General features: G+C 63.6%; 15 protein-coding genes, 1 tRNA gene and 1 riboswitch. Of the genes, 10 read left to right on the forward strand and 6 right to left on the reverse strand.

The annotated features are described in order from the left end of the window. Window positions 1-75: 75 nt before the first annotated feature. Window positions 76-2,364, reverse strand: coding sequence for a 5-methyltetrahydropteroyltriglutamate--homocysteine S-methyltransferase (gene metE / locus ABB26_RS02835; protein WP_057632068.1), 2,289 nt, complete (start codon window positions 2,362-2,364; stop codon window positions 76-78). A gap of 203 nt (window positions 2,365-2,567) precedes the next feature. Further along, a riboswitch (cobalamin riboswitch) is annotated at window positions 2,568-2,804 on the reverse strand. 130 nt (window positions 2,805-2,934) lie between these two features. Continuing rightward, window positions 2,935-3,267, reverse strand: coding sequence for an SMR family transporter (locus ABB26_RS02840; protein ID WP_057632069.1), 333 nt, complete (start codon window positions 3,265-3,267; stop codon window positions 2,935-2,937). A 169-nt stretch (window positions 3,268-3,436) separates the two neighbouring features. Here ABB26_RS02840 and ABB26_RS02845 point away from each other — a divergent pair, with 169 nt between their 5' ends. Beyond that, window positions 3,437-3,817, forward strand: a complete 381-nt coding sequence (locus ABB26_RS02845; RefSeq protein ID WP_211261932.1) for a DUF3307 domain-containing protein — start codon at window positions 3,437-3,439, stop codon at window positions 3,815-3,817. An 81-nt stretch (window positions 3,818-3,898) separates the two neighbouring features. Here the strand turns inward: ABB26_RS02845 and ABB26_RS02850 are convergent, their stop codons facing one another. Next, a complete protein-coding gene (locus ABB26_RS02850; protein WP_161809003.1) occupies window positions 3,899-7,756 on the reverse strand; it encodes a YadA family autotransporter adhesin in 3,858 nt (1,285 codons plus the stop codon). A 652-nt stretch (window positions 7,757-8,408) separates the two neighbouring features. Between ABB26_RS02850 and dusA the strand changes: the two genes are divergently transcribed. From dusA to ABB26_RS02870, 4 genes are all read left to right on the forward strand, one after another. Next, the gene (gene dusA / locus ABB26_RS02855; protein ID WP_083490673.1) at window positions 8,409-9,428 is read left to right on the forward strand and encodes a tRNA dihydrouridine(20/20a) synthase DusA; all 1,020 of its coding nucleotides are present in this window, start codon (window positions 8,409-8,411) and stop codon (window positions 9,426-9,428) included. Between the two features lie 255 nt (window positions 9,429-9,683). Next, on the forward strand, window positions 9,684-10,061 hold the full coding sequence (locus ABB26_RS19265) for a PepSY domain-containing protein (protein ID WP_057632072.1): 378 nt from the start codon (window positions 9,684-9,686) through the stop codon (window positions 10,059-10,061). 72 nt (window positions 10,062-10,133) lie between these two features. Next, window positions 10,134-10,817 (forward strand): response regulator transcription factor, encoded by a 684-nt coding sequence (locus tag ABB26_RS02865; RefSeq protein WP_004136763.1) that lies wholly within the window; start codon window positions 10,134-10,136, stop codon window positions 10,815-10,817. A 21-nt stretch (window positions 10,818-10,838) separates the two neighbouring features. Continuing rightward, on the forward strand, window positions 10,839-12,266 hold the full coding sequence (locus tag ABB26_RS02870) for an ATP-binding protein (protein WP_057632073.1): 1,428 nt from the start codon (window positions 10,839-10,841) through the stop codon (window positions 12,264-12,266). A gap of 186 nt (window positions 12,267-12,452) precedes the next feature. Here ABB26_RS02870 and ABB26_RS02880 read toward each other — a convergent pair whose 3' ends face one another. Together ABB26_RS02880 and ABB26_RS19400 are read right to left on the reverse strand one after the other, a co-directional pair. Continuing rightward, window positions 12,453-13,238, reverse strand: coding sequence for a M90 family metallopeptidase (locus ABB26_RS02880; RefSeq protein ID WP_057632235.1), 786 nt, complete (start codon window positions 13,236-13,238; stop codon window positions 12,453-12,455). Further along, window positions 13,205-13,489: a hypothetical protein gene (locus tag ABB26_RS19400; protein ID WP_338062611.1), complete on the reverse strand. Its 285-nt coding sequence runs from the start codon at window positions 13,487-13,489 to the stop codon at window positions 13,205-13,207. Before ABB26_RS19400 ends, ABB26_RS02880 begins: the two co-directional genes overlap by 34 nt. A gap of 125 nt (window positions 13,490-13,614) precedes the next feature. On the opposite strand from ABB26_RS19400, the gene birA reads away from it, so the two are divergent. The 4 genes from birA to ABB26_RS02905 all read left to right on the forward strand — a co-directional run bounded on the left by birA (window position 13,615) and on the right by ABB26_RS02905 (window position 16,237). Continuing rightward, on the forward strand, window positions 13,615-14,580 hold the full coding sequence (birA, locus tag ABB26_RS02890; RefSeq protein ID WP_057632076.1) for a bifunctional biotin--[acetyl-CoA-carboxylase] ligase/biotin operon repressor BirA: 966 nt from the start codon (window positions 13,615-13,617) through the stop codon (window positions 14,578-14,580). Then, window positions 14,577-15,314 (forward strand): type III pantothenate kinase, encoded by a 738-nt coding sequence (locus ABB26_RS02895; protein WP_057632077.1) that lies wholly within the window; start codon window positions 14,577-14,579, stop codon window positions 15,312-15,314. The genes birA and ABB26_RS02895 overlap by 4 nt, the downstream gene beginning before the upstream one ends. Before the next feature lie 9 nt (window positions 15,315-15,323). After that, complete coding sequence (locus ABB26_RS02900; protein ID WP_057632078.1) at window positions 15,324-16,091, forward strand: SPOR domain-containing protein; 768 nt, start codon at window positions 15,324-15,326, stop codon at window positions 16,089-16,091. 70 nt (window positions 16,092-16,161) lie between these two features. Continuing rightward, window positions 16,162-16,237, forward strand: a tRNA-Thr gene (locus ABB26_RS02905). A gap of 558 nt (window positions 16,238-16,795) precedes the next feature. Here ABB26_RS02905 and ABB26_RS02910 read toward each other — a convergent pair. Beyond that, window positions 16,796-17,641: a universal stress protein gene (locus ABB26_RS02910; RefSeq protein ID WP_057632079.1), complete on the reverse strand. Its 846-nt coding sequence runs from the start codon at window positions 17,639-17,641 to the stop codon at window positions 16,796-16,798. Window positions 17,642-17,793: 152 nt separating this feature from the next. Here ABB26_RS02910 and ABB26_RS02915 point away from each other — a divergent pair, with 152 nt between their 5' ends. Then, window positions 17,794-18,414 carry a TetR/AcrR family transcriptional regulator gene (locus ABB26_RS02915; RefSeq protein ID WP_057632080.1) on the forward strand — a complete coding sequence of 207 codons (621 nt, stop codon included), beginning with the start codon at window positions 17,794-17,796 and terminating at the stop codon, window positions 18,412-18,414. Window positions 18,415-18,626 lie beyond the last annotated feature (212 nt).

The following is an 18,626-nucleotide window of genomic DNA, read 5'->3' on the forward strand; positions in this document are numbered from 1 at the left end:
AGGTGCAGGACGCGAGGAGTGAGTGATGCGCAATGCCGCTGCGTCCGCTCACTCCCCGCGCCTGTTCATTCACGACTATGCCGCGGCACGCTCACTGCGCAACGTGCGTGCGGCATCCACCATTGCTTCGAGCGCGGCACGGGTTTCCTCCCAGCCACGGGTTTTCAGGCCGCAGTCCGGGTTCACCCAGAGCTTCTGCGCGGGTAGCACGGCGCTGGCCTTGCGCAGCAGCTCCACCATTTCGGCGGTGTCCGGTACACGCGGCGAATGGATGTCATACACACCCGGACCGACCTGGTTGGGGTAGTCGAAACGGGCGAAGGCATCCAGCAGTTCCATGCGCGAACGTGAGGTCTCGATCGAGATCACATCCGCATCCAATGCCGCCACCGCTTCGATGATGTCGTTGAACTGCGCGTAGCACATGTGGGTGTGGATCTGCGTCGCGTCGGCCACGCCGCTGGCGCTGATGCGGAACGCATCCACCGCCCAGTCCAGATAGGGCTGCCATTCGGCACGCCGCAATGGCAGCCCTTCGCGAAGGGCAGGTTCGTCGATCTGGATGGCGCGGATGCCGGCGGCTTCCAGGTCACAGACTTCATCGCGCAATGCCAGAGCGATCTGGCGGCAGGTGTCGGCGCGCGATTGGTCGTCACGCACGAACGACCATTGCAGGACCGTCACCGGGCCGGTCAGCATGCCCTTCATCGGCTTGTCGGTCAGCGATTGGGCGTATTGCGACCAACGCACCGTCATCGGCGCGGGGCGGCTGACATCGCCATAGATCACCGGCGGCTTCACGCAGCGCGAGCCATAGCTCTGCACCCAGCCATTGCCGGTAAAGGCGAAGCCGTCGAGCTGCTCGCCGAAGTACTCGACCATGTCATTGCGCTCGAACTCGCCATGCACCAGCACATCCAGGCCGATCTGCTCCTGTACGCGCACGCAGTGCTCGGTCTGAGCGGCGAGGAACGTATCGTAGTCGTCGGCGGTGAGCTTGCCGGATTTGTGCCGTGCACGCGCTTCGCGCACTTCCTGTGTCTGCGGGAACGAGCCGATGGTGGTGGTGGGGAAGGCTGGCAGGCGCAGTGCCTGGGCCTGCAGCAACTGACGTTGCGCATGCGGTGTGGCGCGAACGGCATCGGCAGCGGCAAGGGCAGCCAGGCGGCCCTTGACCGTGGCGTTGTGCACGCGTGGCGAACGGCGGCGTGACTCGATGGCCTCGCGTGCCTGCGCCAGCGCGGGCTCGGCGTTGGTGTCGCCGTCCAGTGCATCGGCCAGGGTGCGGAGCTCCTGCAGCTTCTGTCGCGAGAATGCGAGCCAGCTGCGCAGTTCTCCATCCAGCTTCTTTTCCAGAGTGAGGTCCACCGGGCAGTGCAGCAGCGAGCAGGACGGTGCCAGCCACAGTTTGTCCGCTCCACGATGACCCAGGGCATAGCGCGCGAGGATCAGCGCGTTGTCCAGAGGCGCGCGCCAGATGTTTCGACCGTTGACCAGGCCCAGTGACAGCACGCGCGAGGCCGGCAACGCGCGCAGCACGGCGTCGAGCTGTTCGGGTGCACGCACCAGATCCACATGCAGGCCTTCCACCGGCAACGTGGCGGCCAACGACTGGTTGTCGTCCAGCGCGCCGAAGTAGGTGGCCAGCAGGATGTCCGGACGCGGCACGTCGGCCAACACCGCGTAGGCACGCACGAAGGCAGCGCGGGTGGCGTCGTCCAGGTCCTGCACCAGCACCGGCTCATCCAGCTGTACCCAGCTGGCGCCCAGTTGCTTCAGCTCGCCCAGCAGTTGCGCGTATGCCGGCAGCAGGTTGTCGAGCAGGTCCAGCGGATTGCTGCCGTCGGTGGTCTTGGACAGCAGCAGGAGGCTGACCGGCCCGAGCAGCACCGGGCGCGTATCGATGCCCAATGCGCGGGCTTCGCGGTACTCGGACTGCGGCTTGTCACCGCGCAGTGTGAACACCTGGTCGCGCTGCAGCTCGGGCACCAGATAGTGGTAGTTGGTATCGAACCACTTGGTCATTTCCAGTGCATGCAGGTCCACATCATCGCGCTGCAGGCCGCGGGCCATGGCGAAATAGGCGTCCAGCGGTGCACGCTCGGCAAGTTGCCGATAGCGCTGCGGAATCGCATCGAACAGCACGGCGGTATCGAGCACGTGGTCGTACAGGCTGAAGTCGTTGCTGGGTGGCACATCCACGCCGGCATCGCGTTGCAGCTGCCAATGGCGTGCGCGCAATGCAGCGGCGCTGGCCTGCAGCTGCGCGGCATCGCTTTCACCGCGCCAGTAGCCCTCCAGAGCGTGCTTGAGCTCGCGGCGTGCGCCGATCCGGGGGAACCCCAGGTTGGTAACGGTAGTCATGACTCTTTCCTCATTGCATGGGCATTGAGGAACGAAGGAACCGCGCGCCGTGCGCGGCTTTGCAGCCATGCCCGCCACGCCAGCGACCTTCGCCCCCGCGGGCGAACCGGATTCATGGCGTGGACACGGAGCGCCACCCCGCGCACAGGCAGGGACAGCGCCGGCCGCCTCCCCGCGGAGACTCCAGGTCGAAACAGGGGACGGCAGGTCCCCCGGCCGAGGCCGGTATTCGGGCTGATGGACGCGGGTGCGGATGCACCTACCTACTGGCCGTCGCTTCCCGGGCGTTGGCCCAGTGCTGATGACGGCGGTCGTTTCCATTCACCGCTGCGGGGCAGCTCCGGAATGACAGGCCTTGCGGCCGGCTTCACCGGATTCCCGTTTAAATTCATCCTTTCATGCGGATAAAGGGATGGATACCTTCGGCGCGCACAAAATAGGCCGCTTGCCGGCAGCGGTCAAGGGGATTGATGGGGGAGTCTGGAATCGGGGGATCGGGGGCTTTCCCTTCTCCCGCTGGCGGAGGAAGGGGGAAGGCCTGCGTTTTGAATCCCCAATCCTGCAAATTCCTCAATGCGCCGTGGAGCGCGAGAACACGTTGATCACCACCACGCCGGCGCAGATCAAGCCAATGCCGATCAATGCGGGCAGGTCCAGCTTCTGCTTGAACACGAACAGGCCGATCAGCGAGATCAACACGATGCCGACGCCGGACCATATGGCGTAGGCAATGCCGGTGGGTACGGTCTTCATCACGATCGACAACAACCAGAAACACACGCCGTAGCCGAGCATTGCACCGAGCGTCGGCCACAACCGGGTCATGCCGTCGGAAGCTTTCAACAGCGAGGTGGCAAGGACTTCCAGGGCGATGGCGCAGGCCAGCAGTGCGTAGGCATTCATGGGCAGAAAACAGGTTGGCGACGTAATCGGCGCACGTTCGATTCTACTTGGCCTGCTTATCAACGTGTTTCGATGCAATGTTCTGGCGCGGCCTTACGTAAGAGTTGGCGTTGCCCCGTCGAGCGCACGTGCATGGCGAAGACATCCCCTTCACGGCGATGCGTGACTGATGCAGACTCGGCCTTCACCCGACACCCGTCTGCTGATGACTTCATACGAGTTGTTCCAGATGTTCGTGCTGTTGCTGGTTGGCCACGCATTGGCGGACTACCCCTTGCAGGGTGAGTTCCTGGCCAAGGCCAAGAACCGTTTCGCCCCGGTTCCCGGCGTACCGTGGTATCAGGCCTTGGGTGCACATGCGGTGATCCATGGTGGCGCAGTGGGGTGGATCACCGGCAGCATTACCCTCGGCGTGCTGGAAGTGATCTGCCACATGTTGATCGACGATCTCAAGTGTGGGCATCGCATCAGCTACAACGTCGATCAGTTGCTGCACGTCGCCTGCAAGGTGGTTTGGGTGGTGCTGGCTGCCAGCGCGGCATTGCCCTGAGGCTTTCCCATCCGATAGAAAGCAAACACCCCGGACAAGCCGGGGTATTCGCCTTTTGCAGCTGATGACGCGCGCCGCGTGTCAGTCACCCAGCACGCCGCTGACACCAACGTAGGCACCGGAGCCGTCGCCGTTCTTGGAGAAGCCACCTTCCAGACTCCAGCGGCCGCTTTCAGCCGTGTAGCGGCTGCTGATGCCAACCGCACCCTGCGATTTGTAGGTGGCAGTACCAACGGAGTAGGTTACTTTGCCGGCCACATAAGGTGCCTGACGTGCTGCCATCGCGGTGGCGATACCCGCATGCATGCTGCTCTCCAGCTCACCGATGCGGTAAGCCAGGCTGGCGTTGCTGAACTCGTTGTTCCGGTTCATCGTCCAGTCGTACAGCTGTGAGCCGTTGATGGCGTCGGTGCTGTCAGCGCTGACGCGACCACGTGCCACGTTGGACATGGTCACCGGTATGCCCTGATGACCGAGCGTGACATGGCTGTAGTCAGTGCTGCCGTCGGCCTTCTGGTCGTAGCGCACGGTCTGCTTGAGCTGGGCGACGTTCACCGCATCGGTGTCTTCGGTGCCGGCGGCGACATTGGTCAGCTGACGTTCCTGACCCACTGAACCCACCGACACGCTGTTGTCGCGGCTGGCAAGCGACCCGTTGCCCAGAGCTACCGAACTGTTGCCGGTAGCCTGGCTGTTGTTGCCCAATGCGGTGCTGTCTTTGCTGGAGGCCACGGCACCGTTGCCCAGTGCCAATGTGCCCTCACCCGAAGCCAGGGCGAGCTGCTCCGTGCCATCGCCGATGTTGCTGCTGATCATGCCACCAGCACCGAAGCTTCCGTCGGCAATGGTGGTTTCCAGTTGGCTGACACGGTTGTCGAGTTGCCCCACGCTGTTGTTGACGGAATCGATGCGGTCATTGATGCCGGCCACGCTACCGCTGATGTCGCCCATGCCGGCCTTCAGTTCGGTGATGTCGTTGGCATTCTGCGTGGTGCGACCATCGATGTTGGCCACGGCATCGCCGATGGTGCTGACGGTCTTTCCACCCACCGAGTAGCTCGGTGCGGAGATCGAGCCGTCGGCATTGACCGTCGCGCCACCGCCCAGGTGGGTGGCAACGGACTGGCTCACGCCGTGCAGCTGCGCACCGTTGACGGCCTGCAGGCTGGAGGCGCTCACAGAACCATTGGCAACGCCATCCAGCACGCGTGCCCCCTGGGAGCCGGCGAAGTTCACGCTGCTGCCAGCCTTGTCGGCGGCAACAGTGATGTCGCCAGTGGCGGCATCCTGCTTTACCAGGCCGAGCGATCCGTCGCTGAGCTGTGTCGTCAACCCGCCGATCTGGGTGCTGTTGTCAGCTACGCGGTCATCGATGTGGGTGATGGCATCGCCCATGCTGGCCACGGTCGTGGTCGAGCCATCCGCGTTGGTCACGACATAGCTCGGGCCCGTGATCGAGCCATCGGCGTTGACTGCTGCGCCGCCGCCAATGCCCGCCGCGAACGCCTGCAACTGGGCGACGTTCACCGCGTCGAGCGCCTGTCCGCCAGCCTTCACGCCAGTCAGGATGCGTGCGCCGGAGGTGCCTGCGAAACTCACCGATGAGCCACCGGTGGCTGCGGCCACGGTGATTGCTTCCGAATCGGCATCCTGCTTCACCAGGCCAACGCTGCCGTTGTTGATGTTGGTGGTGATGGTGCTGATGTCACCTTGAAGCGAGGTGATGCTGCCTTCGTTGAGAGAAGTGCGGTTGTCCAGGCTGGCAATGTCACCCTGCATGGTGGTGATGTTGGTGCTGATCGAGCTGATATCGCCCTGCACCGTGGTGATGTTGCCCTCGGTGGCGGTGACGCGATCTCCCAGGCTGCCGATATCGCCATTGATCGCGGTGATGTCACCTTCGGCGGCGGTCATGCGACCGTCCAGGCCGGTGATGTTGCCTTCCGCCGTATCCATGCGGCCGCCCAGCGCAGTCACGTTGCTGTTGGTGGCAAACAGCTGCGAGCCGTTGACGGCCTCGGTGCTGTCGGCGGCCAAGGCGCCGGCCTGTACGCCGGTCAGGGCGCGTGCGCCGTCGGTGCCGGCGAAGTTCACCGAGGTGCCGGCGGTGTCGCCGGCCACGCTGATTGCCTTCGAGTCGGCATCCTGCTTCACCAGGCCCACGCTGCCGTTGTTGATGTTGGTGGTGATGGTGCTGATGTCACCCTGAAGCGAGGTGATGCTGCTTTCGTTGAGCATAGTGCGGTTGTCCAGGCTGGTGATGTCCCCCTGCATGGTGGTGATGTTGGTGTTGATCGTGGAGATATCACCCTGCACCGTGGTGATGTTGCCCTCGGCGGTGGTGACACGATCCCCCAGGCTGCCGATATCGCCATTGATCGCGGTGATGTCACCTTCGGCGGTGGTCATGCGACCGTCCAGGCCGGTGATGTTGCCTTCCGCCGTATCCATGCGGCCGCCCAGCGCGGTCACGTTGGTGTTGGTGGTAAACAGCTGCGAGCCATTGACGGCCTCGGTGCTGTCGGCGGCCAAGGCGCCGGCCTGTACGCCGGTCAGGGCGCGTGCGCCGTCGGTGCCGGCGAAGTTCACCGAGGTGCCGGCGGTGTCGCCGGCCACGCTGATTGCCTTCGAGCCGGCATCCTGCCGCACCAGGCCGATGGCGCCGCTGTTGAGATCGGAATTCAGGGTCGCGATGCTGGTCGTGTTTCCGGACGTGCGGCCATCGATGTTGGTGATGGCATCGCCGATGCTGGTGACTGTCTGGTCACCCACGACCATGCTCGGCGCGGTGAACGTGCCGGTGTCAGCGTCATAGACAGCACCGCCACCGATTGCCGCGGCGATGCCGGCAGCTGTTGTGTTCGACTTGCTGGCCTCGGCCTGCAGCTGGCTCACGTTGACAGCGTCGCTGCCTTCGGCGCCGGCTGCGACGTTGGTCACGCGGCGCTTGTCAGTCGCCGAACCCACGGAGACTTCGCCAGCCGCCGTGGCGCCGGCCAGTACGGCGCCCGTCTTGGAGGTGTATGCCACAGCACTCAGATTGGCAGTGGTGGTGCTGGACGAGCCAAGCGCGACGCTGCCTTCGTGGGTGGCACTGGCATTGACGCCAATGGCAACCGCATTCTTGACGGTGACGCTTGCCGCCCGGCCCATGGCGATTGCGTTGTCACCGACGGCGTTGGCCGATGTGCCCACGGCGATGGCATCGGCGCCACCTGCACGGGTCTGGTCGGTGATGTTCTGCTTGGTGTCGGTGGTGTCCGAACCGCCGGTCAACGCCGAACCCAGCGCGATTGCCCGTGCGCCGCTGGCGGTGGACGACGTGCCGATGGCAGTGGCGTCTGTGCCGGTCGCGGTGGCATTGGTGCCGAAGGCGGCGGCACGCGCAGCATTGGCTACAGAGAACGTGCCGAAGGAGATTGCCTGCGTGCCGCTGGCGTGGGAGCCAGAACCATGGGCGATGCTGTTACGACCCAGTGCATTGGCATATACGCCGGTGGCCAATGCGCCCAGGCTAGCAGCCACAGCCCGGCTTCCGATAGCCATGGAACCGCCGTCCTGCGCCTTGGCCGTGTCACCCAATGCGATGCTGCTGGCATCGAGGGTGGCGGCAGAAATGCCGAAGCCAAGCCCATCCAGACGACGATTCCCGAGTGAGCTGATGTTCCATAGTGCGCCTGTCGCTTGCGCGTTGTAGCCAATGGCGGTGTTGCTGGCGCCACTGCCTGTTGCATTCGAGCCCGTGCCGAGTTTGGTGGCGTCTGCATGCGCCACGGAAGCACTCATCAGCGTGGCGACGACCACAGAAAATGTATGTGCCACAAAGCGCTTTCGTGATGCGGTGGCGTTGCGACGCTTGCCCTTGCCCGCTGCGAATTCGCTGGCCACCATGAAGGCACCCAAGGCGGGATTCCACACAAGCTTGTAAATGATGTTCATGAAACTGGTCACCTGATCTATGCCGCAGAGCGGATGCATCTGCAGTAGTTGAATGGGTGGCGCCGAAGTGGCGCGCACGCGGAAAGTGGAATCGCGTGCAATGGGTATCCATGTCCCTTGCAGGCATGGACGCAACGTTAGTTGCCGAAGAAATTGCGATGAATAGGTCAAGTCCGAAAGTGGTTTCGCGCAGCTCTCTCCGACTCTTTTTTTTGAATCTGCTTCGCCGAATTTCGAGAAAAATGCCTGTATTTATGCGGTCGTGAAGTCATCTCGCTTCTTTGCCTTTGATGTCATCGAGTGAGCGTGCTGTTTAACCCTGCGTCAGTTGTAGAGTGCGTTCGCACGATCGGTCCGAACGTCGGTGTCTCTGGCTGAATGCCGGAGCACGCGCTGCAGTTGGCAGGCGTTTCCTTGGTCCGTGTCCTCTTGATCGGGCCGTCTGTGCCGAGTTGGACGACTGACTTGGCCGGGCTGTCTCTGCCAGAAAAGCTGAACGCGAGGGACCAGCGGCATGCAGGTGGGAAGGCCGGTGCGCGTGTACCCTATCGGACCCGGTTTGCCATGACCGCTGATGCCACCCTTGACCAAGTGGCTCGCGGACGCCCCGTCTTTGAAGTCAACCCGAATGGCCGTGAGTGCACATCCCCAGATGACCCTGACCACACCGCTGCACGGTGAAGGCGCCCGCTATGACGCCTCCCTGCGCCTGTCCGTCGCGCCGATGATGGATTGGACCGACCGCCATTGCCGGGTGTTTCACCGCATCCTGGCGCCGGGCGCGCGGCTGTATACCGAGATGGTGCATGCCAATGCGGTGATCCACGGTGACCGGGAGCGCCTGCTGGGTTTCGATGCCGCCGAGCAGCCACTTGCGCTGCAGTTGGGCGGCAGCGAGCCTGCTGCGCTGGCGCAGGCCGCGCGCATTGCCGCGGATTGGGGCTATGCCGAGGTCAACCTCAATTGCGGTTGCCCGTCCGACCGCGTCCAGGCCGGGCGCTTTGGCGCCTGCCTGATGCGCGAGCCGGCGCTGGTGGCCGAGTGCGTGGCAGCGATGGTGGCGGCGGTTGATATCCCGATCACGGTCAAATGCCGGCTGGGTGTGGATGAGGACAACGATTACGACCTGTTCGCCGCCTTTGTGGATGGGCAGGTGCAGGCGGGCGCGGCGATGGTGGTGGTGCATGCCCGCAATGCCTGGCTCAAGGGCCTGTCGCCCAAGGAGAACCGCGAAATCCCACCGTTGCGGTATGACTGGGCTTACCGCCTGAAGCAGGAACGGCCGTCGCTGCCGGTGGTGATCAACGGCGGCATCGCCAGCGTGCAGGCCGCGCAGGCGCACATGCAGCAGCTGGACGGCGTGATGCTCGGCCGCGCTGCCTACCACGACCCTTATGTGCTGCATGCGCTGGAAGCGGCCCAGACCGGCATGGCGCTGCGCTCGCGCGAAGCCCTGCTGGTCGAAATGCGGCCCTACATCGAGGCGCGGCTGGAGGCTGGGCTGGCGCTCAAGCACATCACCCGGCATCTGCTCGGTTTGTTCCACGGTCAGCCAGGCGGACGCGCGTTCCGGCAGATTCTGAGCGAAGGCGCACATCGGCCTGGCGCTGGCTGGGACTTGCTGGAGCAGGCGCTGCAGGTCACCCGCCTGCAGGCGGCCCGGGTTGCCTGAGTCGGGCCGGGACGAGTGTCCTGTATCAGCGCAGTCCTGGGTGGAATGCTGAACAGGAGGATGCCGCAGAGGCAGGTGGTGCGCATTTGTCCGGCCAATTTACTGAACGGGGCGGGTGTACAGTGGCGGAGTTCAGATCGGATTCACCCCTAAAAATCAAGAATTTGCCTTGATTTCACTAGGGCCGACGTAGAGTTTGAACGGCGGCTTTTACGAATTTTGAACGTAGCCTCGCAGTCCGCTAGGATCACTCCCATGCACCCGCTCCAGCACCGCCGTCTGTTCACCGCTCTTGTCGCCACGTTGATCGTGGCTGGCCCAGGCGTGGTTGCAGCCATGGCACAGCAGCAGGCCCGCCCGCAGGAGATCGTGCGGGGGCCGGAACCGAGCGCCGAACGGGTGGCTCGTCAGGAGCAGGGTCGTTCGCTGTCCGACGCGGTACGCCGCGTGCAGCGCGAGACCGGCGGCCGCATCCTGGGCGCCGAGCGCGTGCCCTACGACGGCCGCGACATCAATCGGGTCAAGTACATGGATGACCGGGGACGCGTGCGCTATATGGATGATCCTCAGCCCAGCCGCTCAGGTCCACGCGGCCCCCGGGCAGAGTTGCCACCACGCGGCGATAACTCCTGAACAGCGATAGTTGTTCCGCGTTCCGCATACAAACGCCGGCACACAGCCGGCCCAAGTTACTAGGGAGAGTTCATGCGTATCCTTCTGGTTGAAGACGAAGCCCCGCTGCGGGAAACCCTTGCAGCCCGCCTGAAGCGCGAAGGTTTCGCAGTGGATGCGGCGCAGGATGGCGAGGAAGGTCTGTACATGGGCCGCGAAGTGCCGTTCGACGTGGGCATCATTGACCTGGGCCTGCCGAAGATGTCCGGCATGGAACTGATCAAGGCGCTGCGCGACGAGGGCAAGAAATTCCCGGTGCTGATCCTGACCGCGCGTTCGAGCTGGCAGGACAAGGTCGAGGGCCTGAAGCAGGGCGCCGACGACTACCTGGTCAAGCCGTTCCACGTCGAAGAGCTGCTGGCCCGCGTCAACGCGCTGCTGCGCCGCGCCGCTGGCTGGTCCAAGCCGACCTTGGAATGCGGCCCGGTTGCACTGGACCTTGCCGCGCAGACGGTGAGCGTTGCCGGCAGCAATGTCGACCTGACCAGCTACGAATACAAGGTGCTTGAATACCTGATGATGCATGCCGGTGAACTGGTCTCCAAGGCCGACCTCACCGAGCACATCTATCAACAGGATTTCGATCGCGACTCGAACGTGCTGGAAGTCTTCATTGGCCGCCTGCGCAAGAAGCTCGATCCGGATGGTGAGTTGAAGCCGATCGAAACCGTGCGTGGCCGCGGTTATCGTTTCGCGATTCCGCGCAACGAGGGCTGAGCCCCTTAGGGGCAGTGCGGTATGTCGAGCCGTCAGTGGCTATTGAAGCGTTGGCGGCCCCGCTCCCTGCAGGCACGCCAGCTGCTGGCTGCCTCCGTGGGCCTGGTGGCGTTTCTGGCGTTGGCCGGTTACGCCCTCAATGCGATGTTCGCCGACACCGCGCGCGCCAATCTCAGTGAGCGACTGAAGAATTACGCCACCGCCTATGCCGGTGGCATCGACTTCACCCGCGACCGCTCGTTGTACATCCGCGAGCAGCCACCGGATCCCCGTTTCGATGTTCCCGGCAGCGGCCTGTATCTGCAGGTGGTGATGCCCGGTGGCTACGGCAATTCGATGTCCGCCGAAGGGCCGATGCTGCCCGACGTCAGTGGTCACATGCTCAAGCCGAACGAGGAGGTCTTCGAGGGCCCATTGCCGATCATCCAGATCGACGGCACGCCCGGCGAGGTTTACCGCTACGGCATGGGCCTGATCTGGGGCGGCGACGGCGCGCCCGAGGCCGAGTTCCCCTACACCATCTATGTGCTGGAAGATTCGCGCGCGCTGGGCAAACAGCTGCGCGGGTTCCAGGGAGCGGTGTGGTTCTGGCTGGGCGTGACCGGCTTGATCCTGCTGTTGCTGCAGACCCTGGTGCTGCAGTGGAGCCTGCGCCCGCTCAAACGCGTGATCAACGAGCTGACCAAAGTGCAGCGCGGCGAGCGTGAGCGCATGAGTGAAATGCATCCGCGCGAACTGGAACCGTTGACCGAAAGCATCAACGCCTTCATCGAAAGCGAGCGCGAAAACCTGGAGCGTCAGCGCAATACCCTGGCCGACCTCGCACACAGCCTGAAGACCCCGCTGGCGGTGCTGCGCACGCAGCTGGACAGTGGCACCAGCAGTGACCAGGAGCTGCGCGAGGAAGTGAGTGTGCAGCTGCAGCGCATGAACAACCTGGTGTCCTACCAATTGGCGCGCGCGGCGTCTTCGGGTCACAAGCTGTTCTCCGCGCCGGTGCCGATCGAGGCCAGTGCCGAGGAGATCGTGCGTGGTCTAGAAAAGGTGTATGCCACCAAGGGCGTGCTGTGCGAGTTCGATCTGGCGCCAGGCGTCAATTTCTACGGCGAGCCGGGCGATCTGCAGGAACTGTTGGGCAACCTGCTTGAGAACGCCTTCAAATGGGCCAACCGTCGCGTACTGCTGACCGCCAAGCCGATTTCCAGCACCCCCGGGCGCCGCGCCGGCCTGGTGCTGGCGGTGGATGACGATGGCCCCGGCATTGCCGAGGACAACATCGCCAAGGTGCTGCAGCGTGGCGTGCGCGGTGACGAGCGGGTGCAGGGTCACGGCATTGGCCTGTCGATCGTGCAGGACCTGATCAAGGCCTATCGCGGCGAACTGCAGGTCAAGCGTTCGGCCGAACTGGGTGGCGCGCGTTTTGAAGTGACCTTGCCGCCGGGTATTTGAGGACGGCGGTAGTGCAGCGTCATGCTCCGTTGGAGCTACTCGATGATGTTTCAGCCGAGCGTGGCTTGGCGCTGCATTTCTCTGCCGTGTTTCAGCAGGCAATCAGGGCGTTGAAAGTCCCCGCCCCAACTTTCCCCTTCGCGCAGCGAAGCGGACAGTTGCTGTTGCTTCTACCTCTGCTTCAACTCACTCCCGCGCAGTAAAAGTCCCATACAGCCGCCGCAGATGCGCGGCGATCACCGGCATCTCCTGCTCCAACACATGCGGCGCGGAGAAATGGTATTCACTGACCACGGCGAAGAACTCTTCCGGCGCTTCGGCCGCATAAGGATCGATGGCGGTTTCGTGCCCGGCATCCACCCGTGCGCAGAACTGGTCGTAGTGCTGCTGGAAGTCATGCGCCCATTGCCGCTGCCATTCGCGCGGCAATGGCGGTGTACCGTCCATCGCGCCGTCCAGCGCATCAAGCTTGTGCGCCATTTCATGCACCGCCACGCAGAAGCCGGCATGCGGGTCGGCGATGTCAGCCTGCACATCAGCCCACGACAGGATCAACGGGCCGCTGTCCCAGGATTCGCCGATCAACTCATCGTCCCATTCGTGCAGTACGCCGGCCGCGTCGATATGACTGCGCTGCACGCGGAATGCTTCCGGGTAGACCACCAGTTCCGACCAGCCATGCAGGCCTTCGCGGCCGAACTCAATCAGTGGCAGACAACACAGCGCCGCCAACAGCATGCGCTGGCCGGGATCCAGTTCAAGGCCAGCGACGAGAGTGATGGTCTTCTGCTGAAGGAACCGCGCGGTCAGATCGCGCAGTTTCGCGTGCTGTGTCGGTTGCAGGACATGCAGCCACGGGCAATCACGGCACACGTCGCGCCAGAGGGTTTCGTCGAGTGAAGGCGGGTTGCGCTGCCACCAGCGCAGGAACGACTGGATCAGCGGAACATCCCGGGCAACATGCGGTGCCAGCGTGGAGCACGCAGGCGGGGAATGATGTCGTCGTCGCTGCCACCACCGGTGGTCTGGGTAGGCTTGGCTTTGGCGGGCGGTGCCGCTGGCGCCGAGTTGGCAATACTCACCGAGGCGGCCGGCACGGCCACGCGCTCCACTTCGGCCGGTGCATAGCTGCAACCACTCTGGCCGGCGCCGCCGAGCGCATCCGAAGCCTGCGCTGCAACCGGCACCAGCAGCAGGATCAGGCAATGAGCGAGGTGGCGCATCGTCAACATCCGGGGGCAGGTGAGTTCCCGATTCTAGCCTGCTTTTTTGTCTGAATTGGACGGTCAGCTGGGCGCCCCGCAGGGCATGCCGCATAATTTCGCGGTCTGTTGTGAGGAGCCTGCCTGTGGATGACCGCCAATTGCTGGCCAAGCTGGGTGCCGGTGCGTTGTCCGGTGACGCTCTGGCGCGTGAGCTGGGGCTGACCCGGGCTGCGGTTTGGAAGCGTATTCAAGGCCTGCGCGCGGCCGGCGTGGCGATTGAAGGCCGCGCCGGTGATGGTTATCGGTTGGCGCAACCGCTGGAGCTGCTGGACCAGGAGACCATCTGTTCGGCCTTGAGCGGCGAGGTGCAGGCGCTGCTGGCCGGGCTGGATATCGGCTGGTCGCTGGCTTCCACCAACACCGATTTGCTGCAACGCAGCGCGCCTTTGCGCGGCGTGGAGGTGCTGTTGGCCGAGCGCCAGACCGGCGGCCGTGGCCGTCGTGGCCGACATTGGGCCTCGCCGCTGGCGGCACATATCTACGTGTCACTGTCGCGCGCCTTTGCCGGCGGCCTGTCGCGGATGGGGGGCCTGAGCCTGGCGATGGGCGTGGCCGTGGTCGAGGCGCTGCATGCCCAGGGTTTCCAGGATGTGGGGCTGAAATGGCCCAATGATGTGGTGATCGAAGGCCGCAAGCTGGGGGGGCTGTTGGTGGAGGGCGGCGGAGAGTTCGCCGGGCCTGCGCGGGTGGTGATCGGGCTGGGCTTGAACGTGCGCATGCCGGCCGCCGCCGCTGCCGATATCACCCAGCCATGGACCGACCTGGACTCACTCGCCGGCCGCCAGGTGTCGCGCAATGCCGTTGTCAGCGCCTTGTTGTCGGCGCTGTTGCCGGCGCTGGAACAATTCGAGCAACACGGCCTTGCACCATTCCTGCCGCGTTACGCGGCGATGGATGTGCTGCACGGCCGAGCGGTGCGTGTGGAGGAAGCGGGCGTGATGCATGAAGGTACCGCCTGCGGGCTGGCCGAAGACGGTGCGCTGAAGGTGCGCATCGGTGAGCGCGAAACCTGTTTCCATGCGGGCGAAGTCAGCGTGAGGGCGGCATGAGCGATTGGTTGTTTGACCTGGGCAATTCACGTTTCAAGTTCGCACCGCTGCACGGCAACAACGCCGGCAGCGTGCAGGCATGGGCACATGGTGCCGAAACCATGACCGCCAGCGCGCTGGAAGCCTTGCCGCAGGGCGGCACTGCGTGGGTAGCCAGCGTTGCCGCACCGGCATTGACCGAGGAAGTGATGCGCGTGCTGCGTGAGCGTTTCGTGCAGGTAAGAATGGCGCGTACCCTGCCGCAATGCGCGGGCGTCACGGTGGCTTACGCCCGACCGGAGAAGTTCGGCGTGGATCGCTTTCTCGGCCTGCTTGCCGCGGTGCAATCACGGCAGCCGGTGCTGGTGGTGGGCGTGGGTACCGCGTTGACGATTGATCTGATGGATGCGGGCGGACTGCATCGCGGTGGCCGCATTGGCGCTTCGCCGACGGTGATGCGCGAGGCGCTGCACGCGCGCGCGGTGCAGCTGCCGGCAACCGGTGGCGACTACACCGAATTCGCCAACGACACCGCCGATGCATTGGCATCCGGTTGCGATGGTGCGGCGGTTGCGTTGGTCGAGCGCAGTCTGCGCCAGGCCGGCGAACTGCTCGGTGCGGTGCCGCAGCTGCTGGTGCATGGCGGCGGCGCGGTGCCGTTGCTGCCGTTGTTGCCGCAGGCCGAACACCGGCCGGCGTTGGTGCTCGATGGCCTGGCGCGCTGGGCAGTGCACCATCGCATCGCAGAGCGGTAGGATCACCCCATGCTGACCCGCTTACTGATCGTCATCCTTGCCGTCCTCAATGTCGGTGTCGCGTTGTGGTGGATGACATCCCGTCCGGCCGAACCGGTTGTTGCAGCCCGCGCCGAGCCGGGCGTGGCCACGCTGGAACTGCTGCAACCGTCACCGGGCAAGCCCGCGCTTGCCCCTGTCGCCACACCCGCGCCGGTAGCAGCCCCCGCCACACCGCTGGTTGCGGAGGAGGAGAACAAGGGAGCCATGACAGTTGCCGCGCCGGCGGAAGCCAAACCGGAGCCGCCGCCAGCCGCCGCCGCGGTTGTCCCCCCGCTACCTGAGCAGTGCAGCAGCCTGGGGCCGTTCGCCGACCAAGCCGCCGCGCAGGCCGCGCTTGCCAGGCTGGGCAGTGACGTGCGGCGCCAGCATCTGCGTGAAACTCCGGGCAAGGCGGCCAGCAGCTACCGCGTGATGATTCCCCCCGCAGCCTCGCGCGAAGAAGCGCAGGCCACCGCCAAGCGCATCGTCGAAGCCGGGTTCAGTGATTACTTCATCGTCTCCCAAGGCGAGGAAGCCCACGCCGTGGCGCTGGGCCAGTACCGCAACCGTGAGGGCGCCGAGCGCCGGCTGTCGACCCTGGTGGCGGCAGGCTTCCCGGCCAAGCTGGTGGTCAACGGTAGCGAGACCCCCGCCAGCTGGTGGCTGGACGTGGCCAGCAGTGCCGACCCGGCCGTGCTGAAGCAGCGTGCCAGCGCCGCGCAGCAACAATCGCTGAACTGCGCGCGTCTGCGCTAGAATGGCGCCCGCGTCGCGTTGCACCACCGACCCGATGCCGGCGAGCCAAGGCTCCGCCCGCAATACCCATGCCGCTTTAGCTCAGTTGGTAGAGCAACTGTCTTGTAAACAGTAGGTCATCCGTTCGATTCGGATAAGCGGCACCATCGCCTGGCGTCCAGGTAAGTTCTGAATTCAAAAGAGGCTCGCAGAAACGCGGGCTTTTTTGTGCGTCCTGCTCCGAGCTTGTGGCCTCGAAAAAGTTGTTTGATCGAACGGCCCGTCTCTTGGAAAAACACTTTGCTGCTGCCTGACAGCTCTTCTTCTAAAGGGCTGGAAGCAGCAGTCGTAGCCAAGCCCTCTGACGCTGGGAGGGGGATCGTGAACTTGCGGTCATGCCCGGCTGTCGGCATGTAGTCGCCATACAGCCATCTTGTCGGGGAAGGTGGATATTTCCCGGACGTAAAAGCATGTGTGATTTGCAAATCTCACATCGCTTTTTATGAGGTGGTGAGAAAAAAGCCCCGGGGGCGGGCTCGACCGCAGCCCCGGGGGACGGGCGTCATCACGACGTTCGCGCAGTCCATGGGACTGCTGGTCTCCTTGGCCGGGGAGATGACCAAGGAGATATCTCTGCCGAAGGAGAGTCAGCGGGAGATAGGGGGCAGCGACATGAGCTTCAACCGCTGTGCCACTGATGACGGAGTAGAGGCCAAAATCATTGGCTATTGGGAAACAAACAGCGGTATTGGTACTTCTGTCAGGAGGGTCTTGGTGACACCGCCGAATAGCGATTCACTCAACTTGGGGCGGCTATAAGCACCGAACACCACCATGTCGCATTGGCTGGCCTTCGCGTGCGAGACGATGACCTCCGCGACCGGGAGACCACCGGAGATCACGCGCTTGAGTTCGACTTTGACGTGGTGTCTTGCAAGATAGGCGGCCATATCCGTGCCGGGCGCATCGCCATGCAATTCAGCAGTACGTTCGGGATCGATGAGTAGCAGGGTGACCTCCTTTGCACTCATCAGCATTGGCATGGCATCTGCGATCGCGCGCCGCGATTGTCTGCTTCCATTCCACGCCACCAACACTCTTTTCCCCACCGGCCGGTCACGCCAACCAAACGGGATAATCAGAATGGGAACCCCGGATTGCCGCAGGATCTGCGGTGCAGACCAGCTCAACGGTGACCCCGCTATGTCCGGGTGGCTGACTACAAGCAGGTCGCAATAAAGCGCATGCAGGGAGGATTCACTGCTGGATTCTGCATGCGAGATAACGCGGAATTCTCCACTCGCGTCGTGCCGATGCAATGCCCGGGTCAAGCTCTGCCCTAGTTGAACCGCATGTGCGGCCATGGCCGATTGCTGCCGGACGATCACCTCATGAATGGCGCTCCCCTTCGCAAAGCCTGCCTGTATCGGTGCAGGTTCCTGGGTCAGTGCCGTGATGCCAATCAGATGTGATTTGTGACTGCCGGCGAGTCGCGAGGCAATCTCAAGTACGTGTTGGCCCGGTTCACTGGCATCGAAGAGAACGGCGATGTCTTTCAGCAGGGTGGTCATGGGGGATCCTTCGGCGCACTTGCCCCAAAGACAGGCAGGAAATTCTGAATGCGGCAAGAAATAGAATGATCGTTCTAGTTAGAATGATCGTACTACATCAAGCGCTTGCCGTCATGCCTCCACGAAGCCCTATCCCCCCAAAGGTCCACCCTATGAGTTCCGTCACGAACACTCTGCCGGCCACCGAAAAAGGCGAGGCCCGGCGTCAACAGGTGCTGGATGCGGCAACGAAGTGCTTCCGTCGCAGTGGATTTCACGGCACCAGCATCGCGCGGATCTGCAAGGTCGCCGGGATGAGTCCCGGCCACATCTATCACTACTTCGAGAACAAGGAAGCCATCGTCGAGGCGATTGCCAAGCGTGAGGAGCAGGACATCTTCGAGCTCGCACGCAAGGTCCAGGAGGATGAAAGCGGCGGTAATCTGGCCGCTCGGGTGGCACGCCAGGTGCCGGATTCCGTGGACAGGTGTCTGGACCCTGCCTATCTTGAACTGCAGTTGGAGTTGGCAGCAGAAGCCGCGCGCAATCCCACAATCCGGCGCATTCTGAGGCAATCGGACGCTGTGGTGACCAGCGAATTCATGGCCCTGTCCAATCGGGTTGGCTTGCCCCACGGATTGGACGAAGCCGAGGTGGAGTTGCGGATGAAGATGATCTCCGCGATTTTCAACGGGCTGATGGTGCGTGGCGCGGTTGGCGAGAGTATTGACCGGGAACAGATGATCCGCCTGGTCGAAAAACTCATCAGATTCCTGCTTGACGATGCGCCCTGACCGCCGAACACGTTGAGGCATGGCTGCGAGATGTCCATGGCCCTGCAGCACTCGATGTACAGTTCCACCCCGCTCTTGGAGCTGGTCGTCACTTCGCTCGTTCAGTCATTGCTGTCGTGGGGCTTGGCGAATAGCGCCCGCAATACCTGTGTGTTGCAGAGCGATGGCTACTGAAAGGCTGGACGTGATCCCGCTAGAGCGCTTGGCGATAT

The organism is Stenotrophomonas humi, assembly GCF_001431415.1.
GTDB classification, from domain to species: Bacteria; Pseudomonadota; Gammaproteobacteria; order Xanthomonadales; family Xanthomonadaceae; genus Stenotrophomonas; species Stenotrophomonas humi.

Coding starts and splice junctions, on each gene's coding strand:
- ABB26_RS02850 (WP_161809003.1), bottom strand. CDS start 7,756: ATGAACATCATTTACAAGCTTGTGTGGAATCCCGCCTTGGGTGCCTTC.
- ABB26_RS02865 (WP_004136763.1), top strand. CDS start 10,134: ATGCGTATCCTTCTGGTTGAAGACGAAGCCCCGCTGCGGGAAACCCTT.
- ABB26_RS02845 (WP_211261932.1), top strand. CDS start 3,437: ATGCAGACTCGGCCTTCACCCGACACCCGTCTGCTGATGACTTCATAC.
- ABB26_RS19400 (WP_338062611.1), bottom strand. CDS start 13,489: ATGCGCCACCTCGCTCATTGCCTGATCCTGCTGCTGGTGCCGGTTGCA.
- ABB26_RS02915 (WP_057632080.1), top strand. CDS start 17,794: ATGAGTTCCGTCACGAACACTCTGCCGGCCACCGAAAAAGGCGAGGCC.
- ABB26_RS02900 (WP_057632078.1), top strand. CDS start 15,324: ATGCTGACCCGCTTACTGATCGTCATCCTTGCCGTCCTCAATGTCGGT.
- ABB26_RS02870 (WP_057632073.1), top strand. CDS start 10,839: ATGTCGAGCCGTCAGTGGCTATTGAAGCGTTGGCGGCCCCGCTCCCTG.
- ABB26_RS02910 (WP_057632079.1), bottom strand. CDS start 17,641: ATGACCACCCTGCTGAAAGACATCGCCGTTCTCTTCGATGCCAGTGAA.
- ABB26_RS02895 (WP_057632077.1), top strand. CDS start 14,577: ATGAGCGATTGGTTGTTTGACCTGGGCAATTCACGTTTCAAGTTCGCA.
- ABB26_RS02840 (WP_057632069.1), bottom strand. CDS start 3,267: ATGAATGCCTACGCACTGCTGGCCTGCGCCATCGCCCTGGAAGTCCTT.
- metE (WP_057632068.1), bottom strand. CDS start 2,364: ATGACTACCGTTACCAACCTGGGGTTCCCCCGGATCGGCGCACGCCGC.
- ABB26_RS19265 (WP_057632072.1), top strand. CDS start 9,684: ATGCACCCGCTCCAGCACCGCCGTCTGTTCACCGCTCTTGTCGCCACG.
- dusA (WP_083490673.1), top strand. CDS start 8,409: ATGACCCTGACCACACCGCTGCACGGTGAAGGCGCCCGCTATGACGCC.